Annotated in this window: 18 protein-coding genes and 1 pseudogene; 12 read left to right on the forward strand and 7 right to left on the reverse strand. The window is 62.6% G+C overall.

Annotated features, from left to right (window positions below; translation table 11 throughout):
- Positions 1 to 1,071: 1,071 nt before the first annotated feature.
- On the reverse strand, positions 1,072 to 3,255 hold the full coding sequence (locus FME68_RS12025; protein ID WP_158397697.1) for an NADP-dependent isocitrate dehydrogenase: 2,184 nt from the start codon (positions 3,253 to 3,255) through the stop codon (positions 1,072 to 1,074).
- A gap of 182 nt (positions 3,256 to 3,437) precedes the next feature.
- Between FME68_RS12025 and FME68_RS12030 the strand changes: the two genes are divergently transcribed.
- From FME68_RS12030 to FME68_RS12055, 6 genes are all read left to right on the forward strand, one after another.
- A complete protein-coding gene (locus FME68_RS12030; RefSeq protein ID WP_158397726.1) occupies positions 3,438 to 4,673 on the forward strand; it encodes an MFS transporter in 1,236 nt (411 codons plus the stop codon).
- A gap of 10 nt (positions 4,674 to 4,683) precedes the next feature.
- Positions 4,684 to 5,583, forward strand: coding sequence for an exodeoxyribonuclease III (locus tag FME68_RS12035; protein ID WP_158397698.1), 900 nt, complete (start codon positions 4,684 to 4,686; stop codon positions 5,581 to 5,583).
- A 65-nt stretch (positions 5,584 to 5,648) separates the two neighbouring features.
- Complete coding sequence (locus FME68_RS12040; RefSeq protein ID WP_049157254.1) at positions 5,649 to 5,840, forward strand: hypothetical protein; 192 nt, start codon at positions 5,649 to 5,651, stop codon at positions 5,838 to 5,840.
- Between the two features lie 48 nt (positions 5,841 to 5,888).
- Entirely contained in the window at positions 5,889 to 6,923 is a 1,035-nt protein-coding gene (gene trpS / locus FME68_RS12045) for a tryptophan--tRNA ligase (RefSeq protein ID WP_158397699.1), read from the forward strand.
- Positions 6,924 to 6,997: 74 nt separating this feature from the next.
- Positions 6,998 to 8,080 carry a YhjD/YihY/BrkB family envelope integrity protein gene (locus tag FME68_RS12050; RefSeq protein ID WP_049157256.1) on the forward strand — a complete coding sequence of 361 codons (1,083 nt, stop codon included), beginning with the start codon at positions 6,998 to 7,000 and terminating at the stop codon, positions 8,078 to 8,080.
- A 7-nt stretch (positions 8,081 to 8,087) separates the two neighbouring features.
- Positions 8,088 to 8,828 carry an RDD family protein gene (locus FME68_RS12055; protein WP_158397700.1) on the forward strand — a complete coding sequence of 247 codons (741 nt, stop codon included), beginning with the start codon at positions 8,088 to 8,090 and terminating at the stop codon, positions 8,826 to 8,828.
- On the opposite strand, the gene FME68_RS12060 is transcribed toward FME68_RS12055, so the two are convergent.
- Entirely contained in the window at positions 8,803 to 10,023 is a 1,221-nt protein-coding gene (locus FME68_RS12060) for a D-alanyl-D-alanine carboxypeptidase family protein (RefSeq protein WP_158397701.1), read from the reverse strand. The two genes, FME68_RS12055 and FME68_RS12060, sit on opposite strands and share 26 nt — an antisense overlap.
- 39 nt (positions 10,024 to 10,062) lie before the next feature.
- Between FME68_RS12060 and FME68_RS12065 the strand changes: the two genes are divergently transcribed.
- Positions 10,063 to 10,929, forward strand: coding sequence for an amidohydrolase family protein (locus FME68_RS12065; RefSeq protein WP_195914119.1), 867 nt, complete (start codon positions 10,063 to 10,065; stop codon positions 10,927 to 10,929).
- A gap of 3 nt (positions 10,930 to 10,932) precedes the next feature.
- Here FME68_RS12065 and FME68_RS12070 read toward each other — a convergent pair whose 3' ends face one another.
- From FME68_RS12070 to FME68_RS12080, 3 genes are read right to left on the reverse strand one after another with little or no spacing between them, the layout of a single operon-like run.
- Entirely contained in the window at positions 10,933 to 12,171 is a 1,239-nt protein-coding gene (locus FME68_RS12070; protein ID WP_049157259.1) for a SatS C-terminal domain-containing protein, read from the reverse strand.
- A gap of 11 nt (positions 12,172 to 12,182) precedes the next feature.
- Complete coding sequence (locus FME68_RS12075; protein WP_158397703.1) at positions 12,183 to 13,046, reverse strand: C40 family peptidase; 864 nt, start codon at positions 13,044 to 13,046, stop codon at positions 12,183 to 12,185.
- Complete coding sequence (locus FME68_RS12080; RefSeq protein WP_070680438.1) at positions 13,046 to 13,330, reverse strand: hypothetical protein; 285 nt, start codon at positions 13,328 to 13,330, stop codon at positions 13,046 to 13,048. The genes FME68_RS12075 and FME68_RS12080 overlap by 1 nt, the downstream gene beginning before the upstream one ends.
- A 61-nt stretch (positions 13,331 to 13,391) precedes the next feature.
- Between FME68_RS12080 and upp the strand changes: the two genes are divergently transcribed.
- The 3 genes from upp to FME68_RS12095 all read left to right on the forward strand — a co-directional run bounded on the left by upp (position 13,392) and on the right by FME68_RS12095 (position 16,824).
- A complete protein-coding gene (gene upp / locus FME68_RS12085; protein WP_046648363.1) occupies positions 13,392 to 14,027 on the forward strand; it encodes a uracil phosphoribosyltransferase in 636 nt (211 codons plus the stop codon).
- 118 nt (positions 14,028 to 14,145) lie between these two features.
- The gene (locus FME68_RS12090) at positions 14,146 to 15,327 is read left to right on the forward strand and encodes a M20 family metallopeptidase (RefSeq protein WP_070754603.1); all 1,182 of its coding nucleotides are present in this window, start codon (positions 14,146 to 14,148) and stop codon (positions 15,325 to 15,327) included.
- A gap of 72 nt (positions 15,328 to 15,399) precedes the next feature.
- A complete protein-coding gene (locus FME68_RS12095) occupies positions 15,400 to 16,824 on the forward strand; it encodes an NAD(P)H-quinone dehydrogenase (RefSeq protein ID WP_328287847.1) in 1,425 nt (474 codons plus the stop codon).
- A 48-nt stretch (positions 16,825 to 16,872) separates the two neighbouring features.
- On the opposite strand, the gene FME68_RS12100 is transcribed toward FME68_RS12095, so the two are convergent.
- On the reverse strand, positions 16,873 to 17,610 hold the full coding sequence (locus FME68_RS12100; RefSeq protein WP_158397704.1) for an Ltp family lipoprotein: 738 nt from the start codon (positions 17,608 to 17,610) through the stop codon (positions 16,873 to 16,875).
- 124 nt (positions 17,611 to 17,734) lie between these two features.
- A pseudogene (locus tag FME68_RS12105) lies at positions 17,735 to 19,041 on the reverse strand (short-chain fatty acyl-CoA regulator family protein).
- A gap of 169 nt (positions 19,042 to 19,210) precedes the next feature.
- Between FME68_RS12105 and prpD the strand changes: the two are divergent.
- Complete coding sequence (gene prpD, locus FME68_RS12110; protein WP_158397705.1) at positions 19,211 to 20,722, forward strand: 2-methylcitrate dehydratase PrpD; 1,512 nt, start codon at positions 19,211 to 19,213, stop codon at positions 20,720 to 20,722.
- Entirely contained in the window at positions 20,723 to 21,655 is a 933-nt protein-coding gene (gene prpB, locus FME68_RS12115) for a methylisocitrate lyase (RefSeq protein ID WP_158397706.1), read from the forward strand. It begins immediately after the preceding gene.
- Positions 21,656 to 21,681 lie beyond the last annotated feature (26 nt).

Consider the following 21,681-nt stretch of genomic DNA (forward strand, 5'->3'; position numbering starts at 1 on the left):
CGCAGCTTTCAACTCGTCGTTGGCGGCGAAACCATCCACGCCGCAGTACCACTACCCCCGGAAATCCAAACCCTCGTCAACACCATCACCACCCCAACCCTTCGGCACTAATTTGAGCCAAGTCAGGCTTTGATGAGGTTAGGGGTTTGCATAAGCCGTTGTCGGACTTCAATTGATGGTCGGCTACAGAGATCTGCCAATAGGGATAGCGAGGCTAATCTCATATTGATAGCCTGAGCACATGAGCATTATGAAGATCTGCCCCCCCTGCACGACAACATAAGACTACCGCGGTAGTCATTGCTGGCGTAATGCTGGCAGGCTTTGTGAAGATTCCAACTGCGCATGCGCAAAACTACAACAACCCGTTTCCCACTGAACCCTCCGACTCTTACATCCAAGACTGTGCGAACAATCCGGCTACGTGCAAATTGCCAGAAGGAGTGGCAACTGGTGCATCTCCCGAGAAGCAGGAGGCATGGAACAGATGCTTAGTGGCGATGACCGTTGCTGGTGTTCCTGCGGGCCGGGCGGTGCAAGGAATGCTTAAGGCAATTGCGACCGGAGTTGTAGCGGGTGGCCTAAACGGTTACGCCAGTTGCGACTGGGATGCAATTCTCGCTAAGTAGAGGTGTTGAGAGCATGAAATCATTTTTGGCTGGTTGGATTTTGTCGATAGGCGCGGTACTTATGGTGGGGTATTCCTCTACTGACTTGATGTGGGTAGTCCGGACGGCCCTACTTACGACGATTCTCTGGGTATCAGCCCATTTCATTTCTAAGAAGCGCCAGATTCAAAAAGTGGATGGCATCGACCGTAGCTGATGCTCCCATGGTTGTACGGGACGCTAGTCACCTGATTTAGGCAGCGGAGAAATTGCCCAATGGCATCGGAGGAGGAGGGGGTGTTACACCGCCGGTAGAGCGTGAGGTGGGACCATGTCTCGCGTCACGCAGCGGCGTCGAAGGTGACTTGGTGGTTAAGGACGTCTTCGTAGGAAAACGACGGCGCCGCGCGCTCCACTACGGAGGGGATACGCGCGGCGGTCGGAAACATGACGGGAGAAAGAGTTACTTCTTCAGGCCATCAATGATGTCGTTGAAGGCAGCAACCGGGCGCATGGTCTGGTTGAGCTTCTCCTCGTTCGGGGCGTAGTAGCCGCCGAGGTCGACGGGGGAGCCCTGGACGTCGAGAAGCGCCTGCTCAATCTCGCCTGCCTTGGCCTCGAGGGCCTCAGCAACCGGCTTGAAGGCCTCGGCCAGCTCGGCGTCGTCAGTCTGCGCAGCCAGCTCCTTGGCCCAGTTGAGGGTCAGGAAGAAGTGGGAGCCGCGGTTGTCGTTCTCGCCCACCTTGCGGGACGGGGACTTGCCCTCATCCAGCAGGGTCTCGGTGGCCTTGTCCAGCGCAGCGGCCAGCACACCAGCCTTGGCGTTGCCGTTGGTGTTGTGCTCGTGGCGGAAAGACTCAGCCAGGGCCAGGAACTCACCGAGGGAGTCCCAGCGCAGGTGGTTCTCCTCCTGAACCTGCTGGACGTGCTTCGGAGCGGAGCCGCCGGCACCGGTCTCGAACAGGCCGCCGCCAGCCATGAGCGGAACCACGGACAGCATCTTTGCGGAAGTGCCCAGCTCGAGGATGGGGAAGAGGTCGGTGTTGTAGTCACGCAGGACGTTACCGGTCACGGAGATGGTGTCCTCGCCCTTGCGGATGCGCTCGACGGAGATCTTGGTCGCGGTGACCGGATCCTCGATGGAGATGTCGAGGCCCTCGGTGTCGTGATCCTGCAGGTACTTCTTGACCAGCTCGATGAGGTTGGCGTCGTGGCCGCGCTCCGGGTCGAGCCAGAAGATAGCCTTCATGCCGGACAGGCGAGCACGGTTGACGGCCAGCTTGACCCAGTCCTGGATCGGGGCGTCCTTGGTCTGGCAGGCGCGCCAGATATCGCCAGCTTCCACGTCGTGGGAGATGAGAGCCTCACCCTTGGAGTTGCGAACCTCAACGGTGCCCGCAGCCGGGATCTTGAAGGTCTTGTTGTGGGAGCCGTACTCCTCAGCCTTCTGTGCCATGAGGCCGACGTTCGGGACGGTACCCATGGTGGTCGGGTCGTAAGCGCCGTTGGCCTTGCAGTCCTCGATCACGGCCTGGTAGACGCCGGCGTAGGAGGAATCCGGGATGACGGCGAGAGTGTCCTGCTCCTCGTCGTTCTTGTTCCACATGTGGCCGGAGGTGCGGATCATGGCCGGCATGGAGGCGTCAATGATGACGTCGGACGGAACGTGCAGGTTCGTAATGCCCTTGTGGGAGTTGACCATGGCGAGGTCCGGACCCGCGGCCAGCGCGGCGTCGAAAGCGGCCTTGATCTCAGCGCCGTTCTCCAGCTTGTCCAGGCCCTCGTAGATAGCGCCCAGGCCGTTCTCGCCGTTGAGGCCAGCGGCCTCGAGCTCCTCGCCGTACTTCTCAAAGACGTCAGCGAAGAAAGCACGGACGACGTGGCCGAAGATGATCGGGTCAGAAACCTTCATCATGGTGGCCTTGAGGTGAGCGGAGAAGAGCACGCCCTCCTCCTTGGCGCGGGCAACCTGTGCCTTGAGGAACTCGTCGAGTGCCTTGGCGGACATGAAGGTGCCGTCGATGACCTCACCCTTGAGGACCGGCAGCTTCTCCAGCAGGGTCTGCTCGCCCTCGGCGGTCTTCAGAACGATGGAGAGGGTGTCCTCCTCCGGCATGATGACGGACTTCTCGTTGTGGCGGAAGTCGTTAGCGTCCATGGTGGCCACGTTGGTCTTGGAATCAGCGGACCACGCGCCCATCTTGTGCGGGTTCTTCTTAGCGAAGTTCTTGACCGCAATCGGGGCGCGGCGGTCGGAGTTGCCCTCACGCAGAACCGGGTTGACGGCGGAGCCCTTGACGGCGTCGTACTTCTCCTGAGCCTCTTCGTATTCCGGAAGGTCGTAGCCGGCGGCCTGCAGCTCAGCGATGGCCTTCTTCAGCTGCACCAGGGAAGCGGAGATGTTCGGCAGCTTAATGATGTTAGCTTCCGGGGTCTTGGCCAGCTCGCCGAGCTCAGCCAGGGCGTCGGAGACCTTCTTGTCACCAAGGCGCTCCGGGAACTGGGCCAGGATGCGGCCGGCCAGGGAAATGTCGCGGGTTTCTACCTCGATGCCCGCGGTGGAAGCGAAGGCCTCCACGACCGGCTTGAAGGAGTAGGTCGCCAGCAGCGGCGCCTCGTCGGTACGGGTCCAGATAATCTTTGCCATGGTTCTCCTAAAGAAGTTGAAAACTGTTCAACCTCACAGGATACCTGTCTTATTTTCTCGCGGTGCCGGTCCCCCTGTGACTCGCGCCACCAGCGGGGGAAGTCTGTGTACTTGGCACAACCTTTCCGGCTGGACTTACGAGCTCGGGAGGGGAAGTACTAAGGTCTGCCCACGTGAAACCGATGAATACCCGTATCCAACGCCGCCCCGTCCCACGCCAGACGGAAATCTCCGCGACGCGCCGCACCATCGTCATGATTGCCATGGCGCTGGGTGCTTTCGCCATCGGTACCACGGAGTTCACCTCCATGGGCCTGCTGCCGCTCATCGCGGATGATTTCGGCATTACGGAAGACACGGCGTCGGTAGTCATCTCCGTCTACGCGCTCGGTGTCGTCGTGGGCGCCCCAGTCATCGCCGCACTTACAGGCAAGCTCCCACGCCGCCGCCTCATCATCCTGCTCATCGCCTTCTTGCTCGTGGGTAACCTGCTGACAGCCCTGGCCCCGAACTACGGCGTCCTGCTGGTGGCGCGCTTCATCGCGGGTCTGCCGCATGGTGCATACTTTTCCGTAGCTAATCTGGCTGCGGCCTCGATGGCGCCACCGGGCAAGCAAGGTTTTGCCATGTCGATGGTGGGCATGGGCCTCTCCGTTGCCACCGTGATCGGTGTACCAGCAGCCCAAGCGTTGGGTCAGGGATTGGGCTGGCATGCGGCGTACTTTGTGGTCGTGGCCATTGCGGGGCTCACGATGGTCCTGCTCTTTTTCCTCTTCCCGCACATGACGCGCATGCCGGAAACGGATATGTTCACCGAGCTCGGCGCGCTGAAAAACAGCCAGGTCCTGCTCACCGTATTCCTCGGCACTGTTGGTTTCGGTGGCATGTTTGCCGTCTACACCTACATCACGTGGACCATGACGGAGGTCGCCGGCATGGACCCGAGCCACACGTGGATTGTGCTCATGGCCTATGGCATCGGTATGACTGTTGGCAATGTCGCCGGTGGTGCGCTGGCGGACCGAAACCTGGAATTCGGCATCATCTTTGCTCTCGTCTGCATGGTCGGAGTGTCAGTGACCTTCTACTTCGTGGCTCACAACGCATGGGCGGGCACGATCGCCTTTGGTGTCTTGGCCTTCTTTGGCTCCATCCTTGTGCCCTCCCTGCAGCTGCGCCTGGTCAACGTGGCGGGGGATGCGCAGACCCTCGCGGCGGCGTTGAATCAGTCCGCCCTCAACATCGCCAATGCGGCGGGCGCGGCCATCGGCGGTGCGGTCGTGGGCGCTGGGTATTCCTATAATTCCACCGCGCTGGCAGGTGCAGGCCTGGCGGTGGCCGGCTGCATCACCTGGGTCGTCACCATGTGGGACAAGCGCCGCCGGGGCCCTTCCGTGAAGATTATTGAACAGAGTTAGACTGACCGGCATGAGTTTCACCATCGCCTCCGTCAACGTCAACGGCATCCGCGCGGCCTGCAAACAGCGCAATGAGAACAACCCGGGGATGAACGCGTGGTTGGAAACCACGCCGGCCGACGTCGTCCTCATGCAGGAGGTGCGAGCCAACCCCGAGCAGACCCAGAAGGCCCTGGCCCCGGCTCTGGAGGCCGGATGGAACCTGGTGCAGGCCGAATCCGCCGCCAAGGGCCGCGCGGGCGTGGGCATCTTATCGAAGCATGCGCTTGGCGACGTCTCCGTGGGCTTCGGCTCCTTCGCCGAATCCGGCCGCTTCATTGCCGCCACCGTGGAAGGCGTGCGCGTGGCCTCTTTGTATCTGCCCTCCGGCGACGTGGATTCGCCGAAGCAGGATGAGAAGTACCTCTTCTTGGATGAATTCTCTGAAGTTCTAGATGAGATGGCTGCGGCCTACCCGGAGGCCGTTATCGGCGGCGACTGGAATATTTGCCACCGCGCCCAGGACTTGAAGAACAACAAGCCCAACGAGAAGAAGTCCGGCCACCTGCCGGAGGAGCGCGCTTTCATGGATCGCGTCTTTGGCTCCTTCCCGGATGCGCAGCCGCAGGAGAAGAAGGGGCTCGGGGATTGGCTCGGCGTGGTGGATTATGAGACCAAGACCGCCTGGGAGGCGGCCGCGGACCCGCAGTGGTTTGACGTCGCCAGGCGCCTGCACCCGGAGGCTGAGGGGCCCTATACCTGGTGGACCTACCGCGGCCAGGCTTTCAATAACGACGCTGGGTGGCGCATCGATTATCAAGCGGCCACGAAGTCTATGCTGGACCGCGCGCAGCGCACATGGGTGGAGAAGGCGCCGACGGTGGAGGAGCGCTGGTCCGATCACTCTCCTCTTCTGGTGGAGTACAAGTAGCCGAATTCAAGTAGTGGTACGATAATCCCGTCTTAACGTCCTTTTCTATTTCGCAGGAGATGCTCATGACCCGCGCAATCATCTACTTTGTCCTCGGCGCTATTCTGCTTGCCCTGGGTATCTGGTGGTGGACCATCGTCGGACCGTCCTTTGCCTTCCTTGGCCCGATCGTCCTCCAGGGTGTTGGCGGCGCGTTCATGGTGGCCGGTTTCGCCGTCATGATGGACGTTATTAGCCCGACCTCCCGCAAGATTTAATCGACGCACCGCCTCCCCGCGGGAGGCGGCAGAGTAGAGTAGTCAACCATGATTGACTCCACTTCTGCATCGACCTCCGCTTCTCGAGTCCTCTCTGGTATTCAGCCCACGGCGGACTCCTACCACCTCGGTAACTACCTCGGTGCGCTCAAGCAGTGGATTGACCTGCAAGACTCGCACGAGGCCTTTTACTTCATCCCGGACCTGCACGCCATCACGGTGGAGCAGAACCCGGAGGAGCTGCGCCACCGCACCGTGGCGGGCGCCGCGCAGCTCATCGCATTGGGCATCGATCCGGCGAAATCGACCCTCTTCGTGCAATCCCACGTCCCCGCGCACGCGGAGCTGACGTGGGTTTTGCAGTGCCTGACGGGCTTCGGTGAGGCCTCCCGCATGACCCAGTTCAAGGACAAGTCCCTCAAGCAAGGCCAGGACCGCACGTCCGTGGGCCTGTTTACCTACCCCGTTTTGATGGCCGCGGATATCCTCCTGTATTCCCCGCACTATGTGCCGGTGGGGGAGGACCAGCGCCAGCACCTCGAGCTCACTCGCAACCTGGCGGAGCGCTTCAACAACAAATACGGCGAGGTCTTCCGCGTGCCAGAGGCCTTCATTCCGGAGGGCTCAGCCAAGATTTATGACCTGCAGGAGCCGACGTCCAAGATGTCGAAGTCGGGGGCAAACCCGAAGGGCATCGTGAACCTGCTCGATGCTCCTAAGACCTCCGCTAAGCGCATTAAGTCCGCGGTGACCGATGACCTCGGCGTGGTGGCCTTCGACCGCGAGAAGCAGCCCGGCGTGTCCAACCTGCTGGCTATCCAGTCTGCGCTGACCGGTGAGAGCATCCCGAACCTCGTGGACAAGTACGCGGGCCAGGGCTATGGCCACCTGAAGGTGGACACAGCAGAAGCGCTGGAGGCCTTCACCACTCCGCTGAAGGCACGCTACGACGAGCTCATGGAAGACCGCGGCGAGCTCGAGCGCATCTTGGCCCAGGGTGCCGAGCGCGCTACAGAGATCGCCTCCCCGCTCGTGGACAAGGTCTACGAGGCGGTGGGCTTCCTCCCCGCGCGCCGTGGCTGAGTTGGTTAGCATGATGAAGACTGTGTAGAGGACTCTGTAACTTATTTCTGTAATTCATAAAAAGGGGAAAGCCTGTGGCGCCAACGACTCAACCCGATGAGAAGAAGACCGATGACTACGGCATCGAGCGTGCTAATGCCGATGAGCCGGGCGCGGTAGATAAAGTCCGCGAGAAGTCCGGTTTTATCGACCACATCATGAAGATGCTGGACCGCTACGGCAGCCAGGGCGGAAACCAGTTCGCGGCCGGAATTACGTATTTCTCGGTTCTGGCTATCTTCCCCATCTTCATGCTCACGGTGGCAGCCATCGCCACCGTGTTGGCCAATCGCCCCGATCTCATGCAGCAACTGGAGGAGCAGATCGCGAACTCCGTGTCTGGCGATCTGGGGGATTCGATTACGCAGATTCTGCATACCGCGATTGAACAGCGCGGCGCGATGTACGGCATCGGTGGCCTGACTACCCTGTGGTCCGGGCTGGGCTGGATGAACAACCTGCGCATTGGCATTTCGGCGATGTGGATGCAGGATCCGACTGACGCCCCGGGCAACTTTGTGACCAAGAAGCTCAGCGATCTGCTGGGGCTCATCGGCCTGCTCGTGGCCATGGTTATCGCCTTCGGCGTGACGGCGGCGGGTTCTTCCGGACTGACCCAAAAGATTTTCGAGTGGGTCGGTATTGAGTCTTTCCCTGGCATGGGCGCAGTGCTGGTTGTGGCCGGTATCGTCATCGGCCTTATCGCCAACTTCCTCGTCTTCTGGTGGATGGTGGCCTTCCTGCCGCGCACGAAGGTTCCCACCAAGTCGGGACTGATGGGCGCGGCCATTGGTGCGGTGCTCTTTGAGGTAATCAAGCAGCTGTCCACCGTCATCATGTCCTCCGCGGCGGGCAACCCGGCAGGCGCCGTGTTCGGCCCCGTAATCGTCCTCATGGTGGTCATGTACTTGGTCTGGCGCGTCGTCCTGTACGTCTCCGCATGGACGGCCACCACCGAGGAATCCCTCGAGCTGCTCGTGCCGCCCGTCCCAGACCAGGCTGTCATCCGCGTCCGCAACGAGATCCGCCAGGGCCCGAACCCGGGCGTGACCCTGGGCGCCGGTGCCGCCCTGGGCGCAGCCGCAGCTGGTGCCTGGGCCCTGCTGCGCCGAAAGTAGGGTGGGGATGCTACCAGCGTCTTTTGCCCCGAACCTTTACGAGCACTTCACCCTCGATTCGCGCGCGACCTCACGAGAACTGGGCGTGCAGTTGGCGGCTGCCGACGCTCACCTCGAAGGCCTCGGCTACCTCCCCGAAGCCCCAGAGCGCGAGGAGCTTGCCGTTGCCTCCCGCATTCTGTGCGAGCCTTCCTCCCGCGCCAGCTATGACCAAAAGGTCGAGTCCGGCGCCCAGCTCACGTGGGCGCAGCTGGAGGAGTACGCGAATACCGGCCGGTGGGGTGAGAGCACGCACGCCCCAACGTCAACTCCGCCCCGCGATGATGCGCGGCGCGCCTCTCCCGGAAACCGCGTGCTCATGGCCGTCATTGACTACTTCCTCGCGGCCCTCGTGGTGTCTTTCATCGTCGGCTTTGGCTTTACCAACCCGGATGATAATTCGGTGTGGATCGTCAGCATCTCCAGCATCTTCACGGTGGCTTACTACATCTGTTTCGAGGTCCTCGCCGGGGCAACACCTGCGAAGATGATTGCCGGGTATACCGTGCGCGATGTGACAACCCACGAGAAGCTCACCTGGCAGCAGAGCATCAGGCGCAATTGGTGGCGCGTGGCCTCCCTCGTGCCGCTCATTGGGCCGCTGATCGCCTTCTTTGGTGCCCTCTACGTGGTGACCACGATTGGCTCGAAGAACAACCTACGCGGCCAGCACGACATCATGGCTAACGCCGAAGTAGTGAAAAAGTAGCAACTACTACCACGAGGAGCGCGACGAGCCCCGCCACCATCCAGCCAATCCAGCCCTGCGAGCCTTCGAAGGACGAAGACTCCGCAGCCGCCTCCGCGGTGGCGGGCGCAGCCGGGGTGGTGGGAGCCGGGCTCGTAACCGCAGACTCCGCAGGCTCTTCCTTTCCGGCTGCGAAGTCATCTAGGTGCCCGACGCCATCGCCGGCGCGGACGTCGGAGGCTTCGTCGAGAAGCATCTGCGCCTGCTCCCAGGCACGGAACCCATGCTCGACGGTCGTATCGAGAAGCACCGCCTGCAGGCGACGCCCATCGCGGTCGATAGCGCCGACGAAAGTGTGGTGGGCGTCCTCGGTATAGCCCGTCTTGCCGCCGATACCATCCGGGTCGTTGAGGAAGAGCCCATTGTCGTTCCACAGCTCATAGCCGGGCATGTCACCCCAGCCGGGAAACTCCACGTGCTCAGTATCGACGATGCGCGCGAAGGTGTCGTTGGCAAAAGCCGCGCGGTAGATCAACGAGATATCCGCCGCGGACGTCGACATACCCGCCGCGTCCAGCCCGGAGTAGCTCGCCGCCACCGTCGAGCGCGTGCCAATCTCCTTCGCCTTTGCGTTGACCTTCGCGAGCGCCTTCTCATCCCCGCCAACAGCCTGCGCGAGAGCGTGCGCGGCGTCGTTGCCGGAAGCCATGAGCAAACCCTGCAAAAGCTGCTCCACGGTATAGACACCATCTGGGCCGAGGCCGACGGCAGAGCCCTCGATGGAGGCGTCGTCAAGCGTGGCGGTGATGCGCTGGTCCAGGGGGAGTTCCTCGATGACCACGAGTGCTAACAGCGCCTTGATGATGGAGGCGGGGCGGTAGCGCCCATTGGGGTCCTTCATGGCGATGATTTCGCCGGTGTCCAGGTCACTGACCATCCACGCCGACGCCACCACGTCCTTATTGACCCGAAAACCGCGCGGAGCGGTCACGCCGCAGGCAGCACCCTCAACAGCGGGCAGGGGAGTGGGCGCGACTTGGCCGGGGGAGAGACGCTCGGACGTGGTCGTTGGCTCCTCAGGAACGAGGGAGTGCGGGCAAGAGTCGGTATCCGGCGCGGTGGTGCGCGTGGGCGACGTTGACTCTTCCTCCTCTGCAAACGCCGGCGGCGTCGCGGCTAAGGCGAGGGCAGTCAGGATCGCGGGGACATGTTTCATAGCGTGCTTAATCCTAGACCCCGTCCTAGGATGATCCTCATGCATGACGCACCTCTGATTAGCCCCGAAAATAAAGACTCCGGCGCCGAGATTTTCGTCGGCCTGCCCAAGGTGACGCTCTTCGCGCCGTTGCCCACGGATGCTTCCACCCCAGAGGAGCTCCGCGCGGCCACGCACGCTGTTGTGCAGGCGCTTGCCGACGACCACGTGGTCTACGCCGAGCTCCGCCTGCGCCCCAGCGTCTTCCCCTTCGACGCGGCCGAGGCCCTCGCCGCCGCGCAGGAAGGACTGGACGTTCCTGGAATCGATGCCCGGCTCATCGCTGAGGGCGATGCCAGCGAGGCCGCGGTGGGCGTGGCGCTGACCGAGCTGTCCGCGGCTGAGAAACTCCGCGCGGATTTCATCCCGTGGGAGCGCGATGTCGATTCTTATGAGGATGCCGTGGCTGCAGTGCAGGCGGGTGCCACGCGCTTGGTGCACGCTACTGATCTCGTCGATGACTTCAGCGCGGATCTCGACGGCGTTCGCCCAGGCAGGGCCTCTGCATGGGTGCGGGATCGCCGCATCGCGCTGACCTTCGCGCCGCTGGAGGAGCTGCCCGCAGAGGAGTTGGCGGATCACCCTTTGCCGCTGCTGCAGCAGCTCGGCTTTACCTGCACGGTGGCGGGGGAGAAGCTCAGCGACGTCTTCTTGGCTCTGAGCGAGACCTTTGGCTACGGGCTGGAGGAGTTCTTCGACCTCACCATCAAGGCGATTGAGAACTCTTTTGCCAGCGAAGAGGACCGCCAGCGCCTCATCGAGCAGGAGATTCTGCCCGCCTATGAGGAACTGGCGGATCCGGAATTCGCGGAGGACGCTTCCGAGACAGAAGAAGAAACGGAAGAAGAGACTGAGTCCTCCGACTAGAAACTAAAAGCGGGAGAAGCGCTTCGTCAGCATCTCCTCTAGGCCCTTCCAGGACTCCGCGTGCTCGGTGTAGGGCTTGGAGGGAACGTAGCCTGCGTGCTCGGTGGAGCCGAGCATGTAGCCCAGGTAGTCCTGGAATCGCGGGTTCTGCAGCATGTAGGAGTTGATGGAGTCATCCCCGGACCAGTCGGCGGCGTCGGCGCAGACCTCGTAGCAGCGACCCATCTGATCCGTATCGACCGCCTCCGGGCCCTTTTCAATGTCACGCACGATGCCGTTGAAGTTGTACTGGTTATCCGGGTGGACCGTGACTTCCAGCTCACCAGCGTTCGCCGCGGCAACGACCTCTTCCCAGGTGGAGACCTTGGCCAAGTCGTGGTCGTCATTTTCCATGATCCAGCGCACGAGCACCTTGGAGCTGGGGAAGGTGAAGATCTCGCCCCACTTGCCCAGGAACACTGGCTTGCCGTCGAGGTAGGTGCGCAGGGTGTAGACAGTCCTTTGGTCGGCGGTGATCTTTACCGGGTCGATGCCTGCGGCTGCCCACGGGGAGCTGTCATAAGGATCTGCCGATTGTGCGGCGGCCTTGCGCTCTTCTTCGGCCTTTTTGCGTGCTTCCTCCGCCGCTTCGGTGGCGGAGGAAATGCGGGTGGCGGCGCTCGTGGTTGCATCCTGGGTGAAATCAGAAGAAGGAACGACCTTGACCACCTTGTCGAGGTCTTCGATCACTGCGCGCCAGTTGCTGTGGATAACGCGGCCCACGCCGGACCACTCGCTCATGCCCTGGTCGCCGGCGTAGTGATCGGCACCGCGGGCAGGGTTGCGCAGGATGGAGTGCGAAGCGAAAAAGATGACGGTGTGCTCGGCGCCGCTGACCTCTGCCAGCGAGTGCGCAATCTCCAAACAACGCGCGACCGTGGAGACGTTCTCGTGGCTCGGGCGGCCGGCGAGGTACTTCGGCATGCCGACGAGGTCGTACACGTGCTTCTTTTCAGGAACCACGCGGTCCGCCGCTTGGGAGTTGAACACTTCCCACTTGGGGTGATCGAGCAAGTCATGCTTCGTACCAGACTCGAGGAAGCACAGCATCTCGGCTTCCGTTTTAAAGAGCAGGACAGACTCGTCATCACCAAGAAAGGCCTGCCACTCGGAGCCGTTCTGGCGCCACTTTGGCGCCCATAGGGTATAAAAATCGCCCTCGGAAAGGGAGAGTTGGATAGGGACAATAGCGCGGGTGTTCATGGGGAAACAGTCTACCCTGTGGGCCTCCAGAAGCCTTTGAAAGCCATCCCCATGTTGTTGGTGCGCAATGGATTGGTTTGCACGGGGCTTCCGGCCTCCACCATCTGCCCGTCGCCGGAGTACATCGCCACGTGCCCATCCCACACGATGAGGTCACCGGGCTGCAGCTCCTCCGCGCTGACCTGTCGGCCCACGGTCTGGCTTTCAGCGGTGCGCGGCAGTTCCACGCCGGCCTGTCTCCAGGCCCATTGGGTGAGCCCTGAGCAGTCGAAACTACCGTTGCCGGTTCCGCCCCAGCCATAAGGAGTCCCCACTTGGGATAGTGCTGCTTGTGCTGCGGCCTGTCCCTGCGTGCTTGCCCCGTTCTCCGCCGCCGGGGCGACGAGCGCGTGGCGCGCCGTGTTTTCTTCTTGGGGGCCACGCACCGAAGGCTGGACCGCGCGCTGGCCGATGGGGACGAGGGGAGCCGCCGCCTGCAGAAGTTCGCCGGCTAAGTGCTTCAAGCGCTGCAGTGCCTTGCCGACGTACTCCATAGCGAGAGCCTGCAAAGCTGAGCGTGCCGCGGCCTGTGCCGCCGGGTTCGGAATGAGCAACCCCAGAGCTATAGGTAAACCGCGCTGGAGTAGCTCGAAGCCCAGTCCGATGAGTTCCCTGACGGCCGCTGAAATCAGCCCGCGCGCGGAAGCCAGAGCGGAGCGGGCCGTGGAGAGATCCTCAGTGGCTTGGCGGGCGGTGTCCAACAGCGCTCGCGGATCACCGTGCGCTATCTCCGCGAGGGGTCCCGCGGCAGTGAGATCGGGCACAGTGGGCAGGGAGACGTCGGGAAGCTGCGCCGGCTGCATCCGCGCAATCTGAGCTATCGCTGATTCCAACATCACAGACCTCCACACGCGCTCGCGAGGGCACTATCGGTCTCCTCGGCTTCCCGCGCCATGCGGAAGCTGGACTCTGCCACCGCTCCGGCATCGGCCCTGACCTGGGCAAGGCGTGCTGTGAGATTCTCCATGGCGGCGTTGAACGCACTGCTAAAGCCGTCCACGACCGGCTCTATCGGTAGCTCGGGAGAAGGAGCGGGAGAGGCCTGAGAGACAGTGGCAAGTTCGTGGGCTAAGCGGCGAGTGTGTTCAGTATCAATGGTGAAAGTATCGAAGCTAGTCATGCCTTATTAGACTTCACCGCCCGCTGATCGGTTCCCGACCAATTCTTATACAGTGAAGGACATGGATATCCACGTAGTAGACCACCCCCTCGCCACATCCCGGCTGACCCTCATGCGCGATGCCCGCAGCGACAACGCCGCCTTCCGCGCTGCCTTGCGAGATCTGGGCACCATGCTTGTTTATGAGGCGGCGCGCGACCTGCCCGTTGAGCACTTTGAGTGCGTCACACCCGTCGCCACGGCCGACGGTACTCGCCTGCAGGATCCGCCGATCATCGTGCCCATTATCCGCGCTGGCCTGGGCATGATTGATCCAGCACTGTCCATGATCCCGGATGCCCAGGTGGGCTTCATTGGCATGGCGCGCGATGAAGAAACCCACGAGCCGGTGCCTTACCTGGAAGCCCTGCCGGAGGATCTCAGCGGTCGGAGTGTCTTCGTGGTTGATCCGATGCTCGCCACGGGTGGTTCCCTCCTGCACTCCCTGAAGCTCCTGGCAGATCGCGGCGCTACCGACATCACGGCAATCTGCATGGTCTCCGCGCAGCCGGGCGTTGATGCACTGGCCAACTCGGGGCTGCCAGTCCGCTTGGTCACCGCAGCGATTGATCCCTCCCTCAACGAGGACGCCTACATCGTCCCGGGCCTTGGCGATGCCGGCGATCGCCTCTACGGTCCCCGCAATATCGACCTGTAGTGAAACCATCGGGCGGGGCAGACCGCTCAGTATATCTGGCGCGTGACCTGCCCGACTAACTGAACCGCATGGTCTAGTTGTAGACTCTTCCCAATAGGAAACCACGGAGGAGGAAGCAGTGATCTCGGACTACGTCAGTGAGTGGTTCAGCAACCACCGCGCGGAGGTCATCGCGTGGCGCCGCCATATCCACCGCCACCCGGAGACCTCCAATAACGAGGTGGAAACCACCCGCTTCCTGTCCCGCACCCTGCGCGAGTACGGCTTGGAGCCGCAGCTTTTCCCCGAAACCGGCCTCATGGTGGACATCGGTCCCGATACGGAACTCGGGCGCCTGGCCTTCCGCGCCGACATCGACGCGCTTCCTGTCACCGAGGTCACCGGCCTCGAATACACCTCCGAGGTGCCCGGCGTCATGCATGCGTGTGGGCACGACATGCACACCACCATTGCGCTGGCCACGGCCTGCGCCTTGGCGGACCTTAACCGCGAGCATCCGCTGGATTTCGGTGTTCGTGTTATCTTCCAGCCCGCTGAAGAGGTGTGGGTGGGCGGTGCCACCGACGTTATCGAGTGGGGCGCGCTCGAAGGTGTGAACTCCATCTTCGCCGTCCACGTGGAACCGAAGCTGCGCGTCGGACGCATCGGCGTCCGCGCCGGGGCGATCACCTCGGCCACCGATGTCGTGGAAATCAACGTCTCCGGCCCGGGCGGGCACACGTCACGCCCGCACTTGTCGGCAGACGTCGTCTATGCCCTGGGCAAGCTGCTGACGGACCTGCCGGGCTTGCTCTCGCGCCGCGTCGATCCGCGCACCGGCACCGTTTTGGTGTTTGGCCAGGTGAATTCGGGTTATGCCCCGAACGCGATTCCCGAGACCGGCTCTGTGTCCGGCACGATGCGCACGGCGGACATTGGCATTTGGCGCGACATGCAGCAGCTCTTCTCTGAGTTGGTGGAGCAGGTGCTAGCGCCCTTGGGGGTCGAGCACGAGTTGGTCTATCACCGTGGGGTTCCGCCCGTGCTTAACGACGACGTCTCCACCGCCCTTCTCGCCAGCGCTGCCCAGGCCATCGACCCGCAAGCCGTGGTCCAGGCGCCGCAGTCCTCGGGCGGCGAGGATTTCTCCTGGTACCTAGAGAAGGTCCCCGGCTCCATGGCCCGTTTGGGCTGCTGGTCTGGTGAAGGAGAGCAGCATGATCTCCACATGGGGGATTTGGCGCCTGATGAGCGGGCTATCGGCGTGGGAGTCAAACTCTTTGGTTCCGTAGCAGAACAGTTCGCCAACGTGGAGGATTAAGCGCCTAAGCACTACACTGTGACAAGGATTTCCCAGAGTTCTTATAGGCAGAATTTTAAAAAAGGAGCGACAGTGTCACAGGAAGCCCCCCGCATCGTAATTATCGGCGGTGGCCCCGCAGGCTACGAGGCTGCGACCGCCGGCGCCAAGTACGGCGCGCACATTACGTTGGTTGAGGAACAGGGCCCGGGTGGCTCCTCCGTTCTCTTGGACTGCGTGCCCTCGAAGTCTTTCATCGCTGGCGCCAACATTCGCACCGACTTCCGCCGCGCGGATGATATGGGCCTGAACCACCAGCTCGGCTCGCTGCAGCTGAGCCTGGAGGCCCTCAACGGCCGTGTGCAGGCGCTGGCTGCAAACCAGTCCCGCGACGTGCGCGCGGGCCTAGAGAAGATCGGCGTCAAGGTCATCGATGGGCGTGCAGCCTTCTCCGAGGATCAGCACGGTGTGAAGGGGGCAGCGCACAAGATCGATGTCACCCACAACGATGGCACCACTGAGACCCTCGACGCGGACCTCGTCCTCGTTGCTACCGGTGCCACCCCGCGCATCCTGCCGGGCGCGCAGCCGGACGGCGAGCGCATCCTCACCTGGCAGCAGGTGTATGACCTCAAGGAGGAGCCGGAGCACCTCATCGTGGTGGGCTCCGGTGTGACCGGTGCGGAGTTCGTTTCTGCTTTCGCGGAGATGGGAGTGCGCGTGACCATGGTGGCGTCCCGCGACCGCATTCTGCCGCACGATGACGCTGACGCTGCCGACGTCCTCGAGACCGTCCTGGCTGAGCGCGGCGTGGAGCTGGAGAAGAACTGCCGCGTGGAGACGGTCTCCCGTACAGAAGACGGCAACGTCGTGGTCAAGACCCAGGATGGCCGTGAGATCCACGGATCCCACGTCATCATGTCGATTGGTTCCATTCCGAATACCAAGAACCTGGGCCTTGAGCACGTTGGTGTGGCCACCACGCCGTCCGGCCACATTGAGGTTGACCGCGTCTCCCGCACCAACGTCGCCGGCATCTATGCCGCCGGTGATTGCTCCGATCTGTTCCCGCTGGCTTCCGTTGCGGCAATGCAGGGCCGCATCGCCATGTACCACTCCCTGGGTGAGGGTGTGTCCCCGCTGCGCTTGAAGACCGTGGCAACCGCCGTGTTTACCCGCCCAGAGATCGCTGCCGTGGGCTTCACTCAGGCAGAGATTGAGGCCGGTGAGGTCGCTGCCCGCACCGTCATGATGCCGCTGAACACCAACCCACGTGCCAAGATGCGCTCCCTGCAGCATGGCTTCGTTAAGCTCTTCTGCCGCGCTACCTCCGGCCGTGTCATCGGCGGCGTTATCGTCGCGCCGACCGCCTCCGAGCTCATCCTGCCCATCGCCGTGGCGGTGACCAACCAGCTCACGGTGAACCAGCTGGCGGATTCCTTCGCGGTCTACCCGTCCCTGTCGGGCACCATCACGGAGGCGGCCCGCCGCCTTGTCGCCCACGACGACCTTGAATAGCGACCGCGAGTAAATCAGACCCGGCTCTGGTTTAGCTTCGGCTCGGATTTATAAGCCCAGTGTGCTCACGGCATGCTGGGCTTCTTCCATGGTGAACTTCTCGCCGTACTCGCTGGTGAGCTGATCGAGCAGCGCCGGGCCGGACATCGGCATCATCTCCTGGTAGTTTTCCGCTGCCTCGACGGCTTCGGCCATCCAATCAGCATTCACCGTGTCGACGGCGTACTGAGCCTGTTCCGGCGTGAACTTCTCTCCGTACTCGGACGTCAGCTGGTCATAGAGCTTGGCCTTAGAAAAAGCGGCGAAGTCCACGTAGTGTTCGGCGGACTCGAGAGCCTCGGCATTCCAATCCACATCGAGCTGATCCATGGCGTACTGCGCCGCCTCCGGGGAGAATTGCGAGCCGTATTCGCTCGTGAGCTGGTCATAGAGCTTAGCCTCAGAGAAGGCAGAAAAGTCCACATAGCGCTTCGCCGCGCGCAGAGCATTCTTGTGCTCTGTGGGCACGGCGTTGTCATCGCTGCCGGTATCGCCTGCGGCGGATTCCACGTCAGCTGCGGCGTTGTTGATATCGACGGCCGTGATACTCGTGCTTGGCTCCGATGCTGCGGTGTTGGTCGGGTCATCGCCGTCAGAACCCGCATTGAGGGCGGCGCTGCCGAGCACCAATACCGCGATTGCACCCGCGCCCCACTTGAGGCAGCCGCCTTTCTTCTTTTTCTTCGGTGCTGCCTGCTCTGGGGTTGGCTCCGGGGAGAACTGGGGAGCTGCATAAGGGTTGGACATGAGAGAGAACCTCCTGCGTAGGTGAGTGAAGAGAACTCGGCGTGGTGCCGAACAAGGTTCATCATGGCAGGCGCTGCGGACATGGCCGTGGCGGGTTCGAATGCGTAAGCGAAAGGTATGAAAACTACGAGGTGGCGTATGCCGTCACCGGCGTGGCATTGAGGTCGAGGCTGACGGGCCGGCCTGCCTGCGGGAAGGCGCGCTGCGGGCACGCCGGGCGCGGGCACGCGGCGCAGCCGGGGCCGATGGGGGTCGCCTCGGAAGGGGAGAGGTTGAGCGCGTCCGCGTAGACCACGCGATCCGCTTGTGCGATATCGCAGCCTAAACCCACGACGAATTCCTTGCGCGGCGTGCCCCAAGCCTGAGCTTGTCCTTGGACGAAGCGCGCGATCCATAAGTAGGTGTGGTCATCGGGCATCGAGGCCACCTGGCGCGTGATGCGGTTGGGCGTTTCAAACGCGCGGTGCACCACCCACAATGGGCAGGAGCCGCCGCTGCGGGCGAAGTGGAAAGCGGTGGAGGACTGGCGCTTGGAGATATTGCCCGCGCGGTCGGTGCGGATGAAGGAGAAGGGAACACCTTGGTGGCCGGGTCGCTGTAACGTCGCCAAGCGCTGCGCGGTGGTTTCGAACCAGTGCCAAAGGCCGTCGCGATGACGTCGATGTCATAGCGCGTTTCCTCTGCGGTGGCGAGGAACTGGGTATAAGGCATGGTCACGGCGGCGGCAAAATACTGCGCGAGGCCCAGCGTGCCAATAGTCTGTGCTTCCTCGCCCGGTAATTCGGCGACGAGTTCCGCGCAGTGCTCCGGGTAGGCCAGCAGGCAGTACTGAAGGGCCATCTCAAAAACCAGCTGGGATTCCGTAAGGCCCGCGCGCAGGTGCAGCTCCCGGTTGTGGAAGGTGCGTCGGCGCGGAGACGAGGAGGAAAATCGCGTCGTAACACCGAACTCATCCTGCAGGACGGAAGCCAAGCGACCGCGGCGCAGAACTCGGTCCCCGAGCGAATCGGAAAGCTCCTCGGCGGCGATGTCGAGACTGTGGACGTAGTTGTGCGCGTCGTAAAAGAAGTCGCGGACCGCTTCGAAGGGGCCGGGTTCGGCGGGGGTGTGCGCGGCGGCGTCGACAAGCCGGGGCAGAAGTTCGGGGAAGCGCCCGCTGAGGTCGGTGAGGGTGGCTTCGGAGGCCTCGGGGAAGAGCTGGCGCAGCTCGGCGAGCGCACGCAGGTCACGGTCCCCAGCGAAGTAGGTGGCATCAACACCGAAGCGCTGGGTCAGCTGCATGAGGACGGTGACGGTGAGCGGGCGCTGGTCATTTTCCAACTGATTGAGATAGCTGGTGGATAGCCCCAGCTGCTTCGCCATGGCGGCTTGCGTGAGGTGGCGTTCCTTGCGTAATGCGTGGATTCTCGCCCCCGCGTAGTGCTTGGTCACCGTCTGTTTCCTCCTAAAAAGCCTTCCTGCCTGGGGATTCCACAAGTTTTGCAAGTAACGCAAATCCCTGCAACAGATAGTCACAGTTTACACATGTGGCAGGGCGCACGGGCTGGGGTTAGTGTGATGCCTATCGCAATTGTTGTTCTTGTCTAGGAGGAGAACCCCTTTGATTAACCACGAAGTACGTACCCACAAGTCCGCCGAGAACTTCCCCATCGAAGAGCACCTCGCCTACAAGATCGCCAAGGTAGCCGCCGATCCCGTCGAGGTTCCGGCCGAGACCACCGAGATGATCATCAACCGCATCATCGATAACGCCTCCGTGGCCGTCGCTTCCGCCACCCGCCGCCCGGTTACCTCCGCCCGCGTTATTGCGCAGGCCCACCCGGTGCAGGAAGGCGGCGCCACCATCTTCGGCGTGGACGGCGCATACTCCGCCGAGTGGGCAGCCCTAGCCAACGGCACTGCCGTGCGCGAGCTGGACTACCACGACACTTTCCTCGCCGCCGATTACTCCCACCCGGGCGATAACATCCCGCCGATTCTGGCCGTGGCACAGCACAAGGGCCTGACCGGCAAGGACCTCATCCGCGGCCTGGCTACCGGCTATGAAATCCAGGTCAACCTGGTCAAGGGCATCTGTCTCCACGAGTGGAAGATCGACCACGTGGCGCACCTCGGCCCCTCCGTCGCCGCGGGCCTCGGCACCATGCTGAACCTCGACGTCGAGACCATCTACCAGGCCATCGGCCAGGCGCTGCACACCACCACCGCTACCCGCCAGTCCCGCAAAGGTCTCATTTCCTCTTGGAAGGCTTATGCACCGGCCTTTGCCGGCAAGATGGGCATCGAGGCAGTGGATCGCTCCATGCGCGGCGAGGGCGCCCCGGCCCCGATTTGGGAAGGTGAGGACGGCTTCATTGCGTGGATGCTGCACTCCCCGGAGCGCACCTACACCGTCCCGCTGCCGGCGGAGGGTGAGGAAAAGCGCGCCATCCTGGACACCTACACCAAGGAGCACTCCGCGGAGTACCAGGCGCAGGCCCCGATCGACATGGCCTTTGCACTTAAGAAGACGCTCGCGGAGAAGGGACTGAAGACCGAGGACATCGAGTCCATCGTCCTGCACACCTCGCACCACACCCACTACGTCATCGGTACCGGCGCCAACGACCCGCAGAAGATGGACCCGAACGCCTCCCGCGAGACCCTGGATCACTCCATCATGTACATCTTCGCCGTGGCCCTCCAAGACGGCGAGTGGGACTACGAGACCTCCTACTCCGATGAGCGCAAGCACCGCCAGGACACCATCGACCTGTGGCACAAGATCTCCACCGTCGAGGACCCCGAGTGGACCCGCCGCTACCACTCCAACGACCTGGATGAGAAGGCCTTCGGCGGCAAGGCTGTCCTTACCTTCAAGGACGGCACTGTGATTGAGGACGAGCGCGCGGTGGCCGACGCCCACCCGCTCGGCGCCCGCCCCTTCGGCCGCGAGGAATACATCAACAAGTTCAAGAAGCTCGCCGCCGGCAAGGTCTCGGAGGAGGAGCAGGAGCGTTTCCTCGCTGCCGCGCAGAACCTGGAGAACCTCACCGACCTGAACGAACTCAACGTTCGCCTCACCGACGAGGCTATCGCCACCGCACCCGAGACTCCGAAGGGACTGTTCTAAATGGCTGGCCTATTTGGCTCCACTATCAGCAACGCAGACAAGCGCAAGAGCTTCCGCGAGGCGCTAAATGCACCGGAAATCACCACGCTGCCGGGCGCCTTCAACCCGCTGACCGCGCGCCTTATCCAGGATCTCGGTGGCTTCGGCGGCGTCTACGTCTCCGGCGCGGTGCTGGCTAATGACTTGGGTCTCCCGGACATTGGACTGACCACGTTGACCGAGGTAGCGCAGCGCGCCGGGCACATCGCCCGCGCCACGGACTTGCCGGTGCTTGTCGACGCCGACACGGGCTTCGGCGAACCTATGTCCGCCGCCCGCACGGTTGCCGCGCTGGAGGACGCTGGCCTGGCCGGCTGCCACCTGGAGGACCAGGTCAATCCGAAGCGCTGCGGCCACCTCGATGGCAAGGAAGTGGTGCCGACGGATCTCATGGTTCGCCGCATCACCGCCGCGGTCAACGAGCGCCGCGATGAGAACTTCATCATCTGTGCCCGTACCGACGCAGCCGGCATCCACGGCATCGATGAGGCCATCGAGCGCGCCAAGGCCTACGCCGACGCCGGCGCTGACCTCATCTTCACCGAGGCCCTGTACTCGCCGGAGGACTTCGAAAAGTTCCGCGCCGCCGTGGACACCCCGCTGCTGGCCAACATGACGGAGTTCGGTAAGACCGAGCTGCTGTCGGCTAAGCGCATTGAAGACTTGGGCTATAACGCCGTCATCTGGCCGGTATCCACCCTGCGCGTGGCCATGGGTGCTACCGAAGAATTCCTCCGCGACATGCAGGAAACCGGCCTGCAATCCGAGGAATGGCTCGACCGCATGCAGCACCGCTCCCGCCTGTATGAGCTGGTGCGCTACGACGAGTACAACGCCTTCGACCAGAGCGTGTTCACCTACTCCAAGGACAGCTACAAGCCCACCTTTGACTAAACCCCACGGCCTAGAACTCAATCTAG

The organism is Corynebacterium hiratae (genome assembly GCF_009708045.1).
Taxonomy (GTDB): Bacteria; Actinomycetota; Actinomycetes; order Mycobacteriales; family Mycobacteriaceae; genus Corynebacterium; species Corynebacterium hiratae.

What these genes read in the sequence shown, in the direction of transcription:
- FME68_RS12025 (WP_158397697.1), bottom strand. Translation starts at nt 3,255, where the DNA reads ATGGCAAAGATTATCTGGACCCGTACCGACGAGGCGCCGCTGCTGGCG.
- FME68_RS12030 (WP_158397726.1), top strand. Translation starts at nt 3,438, where the DNA reads ATGAATACCCGTATCCAACGCCGCCCCGTCCCACGCCAGACGGAAATC.
- FME68_RS12035 (WP_158397698.1), top strand. Translation starts at nt 4,684, where the DNA reads ATGAGTTTCACCATCGCCTCCGTCAACGTCAACGGCATCCGCGCGGCC.
- FME68_RS12040 (WP_049157254.1), top strand. Translation starts at nt 5,649, where the DNA reads ATGACCCGCGCAATCATCTACTTTGTCCTCGGCGCTATTCTGCTTGCC.
- trpS (WP_158397699.1), top strand. Translation starts at nt 5,889, where the DNA reads ATGATTGACTCCACTTCTGCATCGACCTCCGCTTCTCGAGTCCTCTCT.
- FME68_RS12055 (WP_158397700.1), top strand. Translation starts at nt 8,088, where the DNA reads ATGCTACCAGCGTCTTTTGCCCCGAACCTTTACGAGCACTTCACCCTC.
- FME68_RS12060 (WP_158397701.1), bottom strand. Translation starts at nt 10,023, where the DNA reads ATGAAACATGTCCCCGCGATCCTGACTGCCCTCGCCTTAGCCGCGACG.
- FME68_RS12065 (WP_195914119.1), top strand. Translation starts at nt 10,063, where the DNA reads ATGCATGACGCACCTCTGATTAGCCCCGAAAATAAAGACTCCGGCGCC.
- FME68_RS12070 (WP_049157259.1), bottom strand. Translation starts at nt 12,171, where the DNA reads ATGAACACCCGCGCTATTGTCCCTATCCAACTCTCCCTTTCCGAGGGC.
- FME68_RS12075 (WP_158397703.1), bottom strand. Translation starts at nt 13,046, where the DNA reads ATGTTGGAATCAGCGATAGCTCAGATTGCGCGGATGCAGCCGGCGCAG.
- FME68_RS12080 (WP_070680438.1), bottom strand. Translation starts at nt 13,330, where the DNA reads ATGACTAGCTTCGATACTTTCACCATTGATACTGAACACACTCGCCGC.
- upp (WP_046648363.1), top strand. Translation starts at nt 13,392, where the DNA reads ATGGATATCCACGTAGTAGACCACCCCCTCGCCACATCCCGGCTGACC.
- FME68_RS12100 (WP_158397704.1), bottom strand. Translation starts at nt 17,610, where the DNA reads ATGTCCAACCCTTATGCAGCTCCCCAGTTCTCCCCGGAGCCAACCCCA.
- prpB (WP_158397706.1), top strand. Translation starts at nt 20,723, where the DNA reads ATGGCTGGCCTATTTGGCTCCACTATCAGCAACGCAGACAAGCGCAAG.